The 8,629-nt window shown below is 54.8% G+C and carries 7 protein-coding genes; 5 read left to right on the plus strand and 2 right to left on the minus strand.

Annotated features, from left to right (window positions below; translation table 11 throughout):
• Nucleotides 1–690: 690 nt before the first annotated feature.
• Both AC3B8H_RS15215 and htpG read right to left on the minus strand, forming a co-directional pair.
• Nucleotides 691–1,023, minus strand: a complete 333-nt coding sequence (locus tag AC3B8H_RS15215; RefSeq protein WP_488442391.1) for a hypothetical protein — start codon at nt 1,021–1,023, stop codon at nt 691–693.
• Nucleotides 1,024–1,095: 72 nt separating this feature from the next.
• Entirely contained in the window at nt 1,096–3,036 is a 1,941-nt protein-coding gene (gene htpG, locus AC3B8H_RS15220) for a molecular chaperone HtpG (RefSeq protein ID WP_488442392.1), read from the minus strand.
• 127 nt (nt 3,037–3,163) lie between these two features.
• On the opposite strand from htpG, the gene AC3B8H_RS15225 reads away from it, so the two are divergent.
• The 5 genes from AC3B8H_RS15225 to rfbA all read left to right on the plus strand — a co-directional run bounded on the left by AC3B8H_RS15225 (nt 3,164) and on the right by rfbA (nt 8,419).
• Nucleotides 3,164–4,792 (plus strand): tetratricopeptide repeat protein, encoded by a 1,629-nt coding sequence (locus AC3B8H_RS15225; RefSeq protein WP_488442393.1) that lies wholly within the window; start codon nt 3,164–3,166, stop codon nt 4,790–4,792.
• Nucleotides 4,793–4,795: 3 nt separating this feature from the next.
• Nucleotides 4,796–5,479 (plus strand): sensor histidine kinase, encoded by a 684-nt coding sequence (locus tag AC3B8H_RS15230; RefSeq protein WP_488442394.1) that lies wholly within the window; start codon nt 4,796–4,798, stop codon nt 5,477–5,479.
• Nucleotides 5,480–5,572: 93 nt separating this feature from the next.
• On the plus strand, nt 5,573–6,646 hold the full coding sequence (gene rfbB / locus AC3B8H_RS15235) for a dTDP-glucose 4,6-dehydratase (protein WP_488442395.1): 1,074 nt from the start codon (nt 5,573–5,575) through the stop codon (nt 6,644–6,646).
• Between the two features lies 1 nt (nt 6,647).
• A complete protein-coding gene (rfbD, locus tag AC3B8H_RS15240; protein WP_488442396.1) occupies nt 6,648–7,532 on the plus strand; it encodes a dTDP-4-dehydrorhamnose reductase in 885 nt (294 codons plus the stop codon).
• Between the two features lie 2 nt (nt 7,533–7,534).
• Nucleotides 7,535–8,419, plus strand: coding sequence for a glucose-1-phosphate thymidylyltransferase RfbA (gene rfbA, locus AC3B8H_RS15245; RefSeq protein WP_488442397.1), 885 nt, complete (start codon nt 7,535–7,537; stop codon nt 8,417–8,419).
• Nucleotides 8,420–8,629: the final 210 nt, after the last annotated feature.

Here is an 8,629-nt window from a genome sequence, read left to right on the forward strand (position 1 = left end):
CCGCGACCGCACTTAAACCCAAACTTTTGGCGTATAAAAAAACCCGGACCGTACTTGAAAAGGTCTCGACCGGACTTCCGGCGTCTGCGGGCGTGCGCTCGGGACTGTCGGTGGCGCTTTCGAGGGGATTGGATGTCCGGTCCTGACCTTTGCCAGTGCCTTCCAGGCTGTTTTGTATCCGGTATTGAAAGTTTACTATCCGGCCGAGGCGGTTGGCGGTCCGCATTCAGGCATGTGAAGCCTGGATAAGGTCAATGGCAATGTGGTCGGGTAATTTTAAAACGCGAGTATTGCGACATTTAGTTGCATTTGTACAAGTATCGGCCTGCTCCATACTAAATTACGACATAGTTTTTCACACTAGTCATTTCCCCTGATGCCGCTCCGAGCACCGGAGGGTTTGGCGAGAAGTTGCCCGCGGGGGAGCAGCAGGGATGCCGCTCGTTTTCGGAGGGCTAGGACAGCCCTTCCGAAAACCCTCGTCAAACCCGGAGGAGCGCAGGATCAAAGCGGTATGGGGTGTCGTTTCTTTTGGATACTTTTCTTTGGACAAGCAAAGAAAAGTATCTCGGCTGTCGGTCCGAGAACCGATATTAAAATAGGCCTCGCGGTAGCGAAATAATATATGAGATTCGAATTTACATTCCTCCGATTACGCTTCGCTAATCGGAGCTACGCGGGTTTAGAGGCTTAAGCCCTTCCAGTCTGCATGTATGCGAGCAATTCTCCTAATATAATGGCATACAGAACAGCCATAACAATCTTCAGCCAGAACGAAAAGCTGCTATTTCTAATTTTGTGGAATAAGTTTTCGTGATTTATCCAACTGAGGCCGAATGCAAAAAATACAAGCGAGGCGGTAACGAATTGATCCCAAACGGCATCCCAACCAAAACCTATATGCTTTTGCTTCCAAGCGGCGGCTCCAAAAATTAGTGCTATCAAACCAATGTTTCGTAAATGATCGAATATAGCTTTAACTACAGTATCGTCTTTCGCATACTTATCAAGTAAATCAAACATGGCTCTTACTCCCATCAACCTGTAAGCCAACAAAAAAGGCCGGTTCCCCGGCCTTTTTCAATTCGAATCAGTTTATTTCAACAACCCCTGCAACAACCCATTCAACTTATGTACAAACGCCGCCGGATCATCCAACTGACCGCCTTCGCTCAAAATAGCCTGATCGAACAAAATATGGCTGATGTCGGCAAAGCGGGCATCGTCCTGCTCGTTTTTCAGGGCCTGAACGATGGCGTGGTCCGGGTTGATTTCGAAGATCGGCTTGCTGTTGCCGCCCATGCCGAACATGCCGCCGGACTGGCCGGCTTCCTTCATGATCCGCTCCATGTGCAAACTCATGTCGTAGGCACCGGTCACCAGGCAAGCCGGGGAATCGGTCAGGCGGTGGCTGATTTTGACTTCGCTGACTTTGTCGTCCAATACTTCCTGGATTTGCTTGACGACCGTTTCGAAATCCTTGCTGACTTCTTCCTGGTGTTTTTTCTCTTCTTCGCTGTCGAACTTGTCCAGGTCCAGTTCGCCTTTCGCAATGGATTGCATGTGCTTGCCGTCGAATTCGGTCAGGCTGGACACCAGCCATTCGTCGATGCGGTCGGTCAATAGCAAGACTTCGATGCCTTTCTTGCGGAATACTTCCAGATGCGGGCTGCTTTTGGCGGCGGCGAAGCTGTCGGCGGTGATGTAATAGATTTTTTCCTGGCCTTCCTTCATCCGGCTAACGTAATCGGCCAGCGAGACGTTTTGGGCTTTGTCGTTGGTGTGGGTGGACGAGAAACGCAGCAGGCCGGCGACGCGGTCCTTGTTTTTGTGGTCTTCGATCGGGCCTTCCTTGATGACGTTGCCGAACATGTCCCAAAATTTTTGATATTTTTCGGCGTCGTTTTCGGCCAGGTCTTCCAATAAGCCCAACACTTTCTTGACCGCGCCGGATTTGATCGCGCTGATTTGCTTGCTTTGTTGCAGGATTTCCCGCGATACGTTCAGCGGCAGGCTGTCGGCGTCGATCACGCCGCGCACGAAGCGCAAATAGCGTGGCATCAGTTGTTCCGGATCGTCGGTGATGAAGACTTTCTTGATGTACAGTTTGACGCCGTGTTTGGCGTCGCGGTCCCACAAGTCGAACGGCGCGCGGCCGGGCACGAACAACAGCAGGCTGTATTCGTTGGTGCCCTCGACCTTGCTGTGGACGTGAACCAGCGGGTCCTGGAAGTCGTGGGCGACGTGTTTGTAAAATTCGTTGTACTGTTCTTCGGTGATGTCGTCCTTGGATTTGGTCCACAGCGCGGAGGCGCTGTTGACGGTGTCGTCCTCGACCCGGGCCGGCGCGGTTTCGTTGCCGTCATCGTCTTTCTCGGCCGGGACTGCCTTGCTCATGATGATGGGCAGGTTGATGTGGTCCGAGTATTTTTTGATGATGGAGCGCAGCTTCCATTCGCTGAGGAATTCGTCTTCGCCGTCTTTCAGGTGCAGCACGATTTCGGTGCCGCGCGCGGCTTTTTCGACCGAGGCGATGGTGTATTCGCCCAGGCCGTCGGATTCCCAGCGCACGCCTTGGTCGTGCGGCGCGCCGGCCTTGCGGGTGGTCAGCGTGACTTTGTCGGCGACGATGAACGAGGAGTAAAAACCGACGCCGAATTGGCCGATCAGTTCGCTGTCCTTGGCTTGGTCGCCGGTCAGTTTTTCGAAGAAGGCCTTGGTGCCGGATTTGGCGATGGTGCCGATGTGGTCCTGGACTTCCTCGCGGGTCATGCCGATGCCGTTATCGGTAACGGTGATGGTCTTGGCTGTTTCGTCGAAATCGACGCGGATTTTCAATTCGGCGTCGCCTTCGTACAGGCCGTCGTTGCCCAGCGCCTCGAAGCGCAGTTTGTCGGCGGCGTCGGAGCCGTTGGAGATCAGTTCTCGTAAAAAGATTTCCTTGTTGCTGTACAAGGAGTGAATCATCAAATGCAACAGGTGCTTGACTTCGGTTTGGAAACCCAGGGTTTGTTTATTGGCTTCAACAGTGCTCATGTCTATACTCAATCAGGTTGTGAAACGGACTGGGGCGACTTGGGGATGCCGACGAATTTTTTCAAGACCCTAACGATAAAGTTTGACGGAGCGTGCGATTGGACCGTTTGTTGATGTTTAACCGGCAATGAAATTTAGTTTATTAGGTAAGGCGACCTTGCTCGTCGAAGACAATCCCGTGATGCGCAAGGCGATCAGGGATATGTTGTACGCGTTGGATGCCGATCAGGTTTGTGAAGCCGACAGCGGTCAGGCGGCTATTGTCGCGATGAGTAAAACCCGCTTCGATATTGTGTTGTGCGATTACAACCTGGGTCCGGGCAAAAACGGTCAGCAAGTGCTGGAAGAAGCCCGTTTCCGTTGCTTGATCGATTATCGCTGCGTGTTCGTGATGATTAGCGCGGAACAATCCACCGCCGCGGTGTTGGGTGCGATGGAAGGCAAGCCGGACGAGTATCTGACCAAGCCGTTCAACGCCCAGCAATTGATCAGCCGATTGAGCCGCAATTTTGCTCGCAAGGATTATCTGGCGCCGGTGGAACGCGCCATCGACAAGGGCAATCTGCCGCTGGCGATACAACAATGCGATCGCTTGCTGGCCGAAAACGACAAGAAGATGCATCTGAATTTGCTGAAATTGCGCGCCGAGCTGGCGATATCCGCCGGCGATTTCGACAAAGCCAGGGAGATATACCAGGAAGTACTGCATCAGCGCGAGCTGTCCTGGGCCAGGATGGGTTTGGGCGTCATCGATTTTCAGAGCAACAATATCGAACAGGCGATCGCCGGATTTCGGAGTCTGATGGCGGACAATCCGATGCTGATGGAGTGTTACGACTGGTTGGGCAAGGCTTACGAGGCGCTGGACCAATACGGCGATGTCGAGAACGTGATGCATCAAGCGTTGGAGTTGTCGCCACAATCGATATTGCGGCAGAAAAAGTTGGCCGAAACCGCCGACAAGAACGGCAATCTCGAAACCGCCGAAAAGGCCTACAAAAACGTCGTCAAATTGGGTAAGCATTCGGTGCATCGTTCCAGCGCCGATTATGCCGGGTTGGCAAGACTGTACGCGCGCAGCAATGCCGGCACCCAGGCTTTGCAAGTCCTGGACGAAATGCGCCGGGAGTACGCGAATCAGCCGGAGGCCGATTTGCGGGCCAGCGCGCTGGAAATCGAGGTGTACAAGGCGCTGGGTAACGAGGACGAGGCGGAAAAAGCCCTGCAACGCACGGTCAAGCTGGCGGGCCTGCTCGGCAACAAGGCGCCCAGGGAGCTACAGCTAGAAGTGGTGAAAGCCTGTTTCCAGAACGACCAGCACGGCAAGGCCGAGGAGATTTTGTACGATCTGATCAAATACCACATCGACGACGACGCCTTTCTGAACGCCGTCCGCAAGATGCAGAGCGACATCGGTCTGCACAATCATTCGGAAATCCTGATCCAAAAAACCAAGCAGGCCTTGATCGCCGCCAATAACCGCGGCGTGGCCCTGTATAAGCAGGGCAAGTTCAAGGAGGCCTTGGACTTGTTCGAGCAGGCCATCGTCAACCTACCGGATAATAAAACCATCATCCTGAATATGCTGAAAATCATGATCCACGATCTGAAAGCCAACGATTTCGACGAGGAGAAAAATCGCCGGACCAAGGCTTTGTTCAAGAAAGCCAAACAGGTCGGCGTGGACCCGCATAAGTTGGGCATTTTGCAGATCGAGTACGCCAAGTTGCTGCACGCCCACTCGGAACGGATCTGAGCGATGGCGGCGCGGGTGGATCGGGCCGGCGTGTTTCCGGCGGTGTTGGCGTCCACCGTCCATGACATCAAGAACTCGCTGGGAATTCTGTTGGAACTCACTCGACAATTGGCCTTGAAAGTCCAGGACCGGGCGGAGGATATCAGCCAATTGGAGTTTGAGGCGACCCGAATCAATCACGGCCTGATGCAATTACTGGTGCTGTACAAGATCGATGCCGATAAATTTTGCCTGATGATCGATGCCTATCCGGTCATCGACATTCTGAACGAGGCCAGGGACCAACAAAGCCGCTTATCGCGCTTGAATCAGATTGAGGTGGTCATTGAATGTCCGGACGACTTGCTGTGTTTTTGCGACTATCCGCAGGTGACCAATGCGTTGGCGACGATTTTGAACAACGCGTTGCGGTACACAAGGGCGAAGGTGCTGGTCAGCGCCGTTGAGCAGGGCGGCTATTTACGGTTGGCGATCGAGGACGACGGCGAGGGTTATCCGCCCGAGATACTCGACGCCGATTTGAGCGGCAGCGTCGATTTGGACTGGATTAGCGGCAATACCGGTCTGGGTTTGTTTTTTGTGTCGGTGATTGCCGGTTTGCATAAAAACGGCGATCAGTGCGGTTATGTTAGCGTCGACAATCAGAGCCGGCTGGGCGGGGCGCGATTTTGTTTGTTTTTGCCTTGAAAGCTGAAGCGCTGGACAAGCCACGGTAAACCTACGATAGAATGCAGTTAACCCTATATTTGAATCGGCCTGACAACTGGCGGAAAGCAACTCATGACACTATTAGTGACCGGCGGCGCCGGATTTATCGGTAGCAATTTCGTTTTGGATTGGTTGGCGCAACACGACGAAGCAGTCGTGAATCTGGATAAGCTGACCTATGCGGGCAACCTGGAAAATCTGGCGACACTCCAACGCGACAGCCGGCATGTGTTCGTCCGGGGCGACATCGGCGATTACGATTTGGTGCTGGATTTGTTGAAGCAGCACCAAATTCGGGCCGTGGTGAATTTCGCCGCCGAATCGCACGTGGACCGCTCCATTCACGGCCCGGAAGATTTTATCCAAACCAACGTGCTGGGCAGTTTTCGGCTGCTGGAAGCGATCAGGGCATACTGGGGCGGTTTGGACGAGGCCGGCAAACGCGATTTTCGCTTGCTGCACGTGTCCACCGACGAAGTCTACGGCTCGCTGGAAAAAACCGATCCGCCGTTCGCGGAGACCAACCAGTACCAACCCAACAGTCCGTATTCGGCCAGCAAGGCCGCCAGCGACCACTTGGTGCGCGCCTATCACCACACCTACGGCTTGCCGGTATTGACCACCAACTGTTCCAACAATTACGGCCCCTACCATTTTCCGGAAAAGCTGATCCCGCTGTGCATCCAGAATGCGTTGGCCGGCAAGCCGCTGCCGATTTACGGTGACGGTCAGCAAATCCGCGATTGGCTGTACGTCAAGGATCATTGCAGCGCGATTCGCCGGGTGCTGGAAGCCGGTACGGTTGGCGAGGTCTATAACGTCGGCGGTTGGAACGAAAAGGCCAATCTCGACGTGGTCAACGTGCTGTGCGCGATACTCGACGAACTGCAAGCGCGCGCCGACGGTAAATCCTACGCCGAGCAAATTACCTACGTTACCGACCGTCCCGGTCACGACCGCCGCTACGCGATCGACGCCAGCAAGCTGGAACGCGAGTTGGGCTGGAAACCGGCCGAATCCTTCGAAACCGGTATCCGCAAGACGGTCGAGTGGTATCTGGCGCACCAGGGGTGGGTGCAAAACGTGATGTCCGGCGAATATCAATCCTGGCTGGATAAAAACTACGCAGCCCGCCAGGCGCAATAGCATGAAGATTCTGCTGTTCGGCAAAAACGGCCAAGTCGGCTGGGAACTGCAACGCTGCCTGGCGCCGCTCGGCGAGTTGGTGGCGCTGGACAGACATTGCGCCGATTTGGCCGATACTGCGGGGATTGCCGACACGATCGGCCGGCTGGTGCCGGACGTCATCGTCAATGCCGCCGCTTACACCGCCGTTGACAAGGCCGAAACCGAAGTCGACATGGCGCAATCGATTAACGCCGCGGCGGTCCAAGTCATTGCCGAACAGGCGCGCTTGTGCGGTGCCTGGCTGGTGCATTACTCGACCGATTACGTGTTTGACGGCAGCGGCGACCGGCCCTGGCAAGAGGACGATGCGGTCCATCCGCTCAGCGTTTACGGCCGAACCAAACTGGCCGGCGAACAGGCGATTCAAGCGTCCGGCGCCAAACATCTGATTTTTCGGACCAGTTGGGTATATGCCGCGCGCGGTAATAATTTTGCGAAAACCATGTTGCGTTTGGCGCGGGAACGCGAACAATTGACTGTGATCGCCGATCAGATTGGCGCGCCGACCGGCGCGGAATTGATCGCCGATGTGACCGCCCACGCCCTCAGAGCCACGGCCTGCCAACCCGACGTTTCCGGCGTCTATCATTTGGCCAGCGCCGGCGCCACCAGTTGGCACGAATACGCTCAATTCGTGTTCGGCGTTGCCCGCCAACGCGGCGAAATCCTGAAAGTAGCCGAATCCGCCGTCAAGGCGATCGCGACCAGCGAATATCCGACCGCGGCCCAACGTCCGCTCAACTCGCGTTTGAATACCCAAAAACTGCAAACCACCTTCAATCTCCGGCTGCCCGACTGGCAAAGCGGCGTGGAGCGGATGTTGGCGGAAATTTTAGGAAACTGATCATGGCAAATCGCAAAGGTATCATTCTCGCTGGCGGCTCCGGCACCCGGCTGTATCCGGTTACCAAGGCTGTCTCCAAACAATTGTTGCCGATCTACGATAAGCCGATGATCTACTACCCGCTCAGCACGTTGATGCTGGCGGGCATCCGAGATATTCTGGTGATTTCCACGCCGCAAGACACGCCGCTGTTTCGACAGCTGCTCAGCGATGGCAGCGATTGGGGTATCAATCTGCAGTACGCGGTGCAGCCCAGCCCGGACGGACTGGCACAAGCCTTCATCATCGGTCGCGACTTTATCGGTAGCAGTCCCAGCGCCCTGGTGTTGGGCGATAATATTTTTTACGGCCACGATTTGCATGTCCAGCTACAGGGAGCTGCAACCCAAGCAAATGGGGCCACGGTCTTTGCTTACCACGTTAACGATCCGGAGCGCTACGGCGTCGTCGCCTTTGACGCCGCCGGCAAAGCCACTTCGTTGGAAGAAAAACCGGCCAAGCCGCAAAGCAATTATGCCGTCACGGGTTTGTATTTCTATGACAATCGGGTGGTGGATATCGCCGCCGAATTAAAGCCGTCGCCGCGCGGCGAGTTGGAAATCACCGACGTTAACAAAATTTATTTGGCCGAGCAGCAGCTGAGTGTCGAAATCATGGGAAGGGGTTACGCTTGGCTGGATACCGGTACCCATGCCAGCTTGATTGAAGCCAGCAATTTCATCGAGACTATCGAAACCCGCCAAGGCCTGAAGATATCCTGCCCCGAGGAAATCGCGTGGCGTAGCGGCTGGATAGGCGACGAGCGGCTTGTGGTGTTGGCAAAACCGCTAGCTAAAAACGGCTATGGGCAATACCTGCTCGGGCTCATCGATAAGCAGGTGTTCTGAGAAGTCGAGCGGATATTTGGACACTAATCGTCAAGTAGGAAAAGTACTTGTGCCGATGAGCAAACCAAATGGCCTTTTGTAGCGAATATGACTCGAGAAGAATTAACGCAACATTCGGTAATTGCTATCAAAGCCTTGTTAGGTAAATATTTGCCATCCGGCACGGCGGTTTATTTATTCGGTTCGCGCGCTCGCGGCACCGCCGCTTGG

It is taken from the genome of Methylomonas sp. BG-2, from assembly GCF_057766305.1.

Excerpts from the sequence above, each read along its gene's own strand:
- AC3B8H_RS15215 (WP_488442391.1), bottom strand. The coding sequence starts at position 1,023 with ATGTTTGATTTACTTGATAAGTATGCGAAAGACGATACTGTAGTTAAA.
- htpG (WP_488442392.1), bottom strand. The coding sequence starts at position 3,036 with ATGAGCACTGTTGAAGCCAATAAACAAACCCTGGGTTTCCAAACCGAA.
- AC3B8H_RS15225 (WP_488442393.1), top strand. The coding sequence starts at position 3,164 with ATGAAATTTAGTTTATTAGGTAAGGCGACCTTGCTCGTCGAAGACAAT.
- AC3B8H_RS15230 (WP_488442394.1), top strand. The coding sequence starts at position 4,796 with ATGGCGGCGCGGGTGGATCGGGCCGGCGTGTTTCCGGCGGTGTTGGCG.
- rfbB (WP_488442395.1), top strand. The coding sequence starts at position 5,573 with ATGACACTATTAGTGACCGGCGGCGCCGGATTTATCGGTAGCAATTTC.
- rfbD (WP_488442396.1), top strand. The coding sequence starts at position 6,648 with ATGAAGATTCTGCTGTTCGGCAAAAACGGCCAAGTCGGCTGGGAACTG.
- rfbA (WP_488442397.1), top strand. The coding sequence starts at position 7,535 with ATGGCAAATCGCAAAGGTATCATTCTCGCTGGCGGCTCCGGCACCCGG.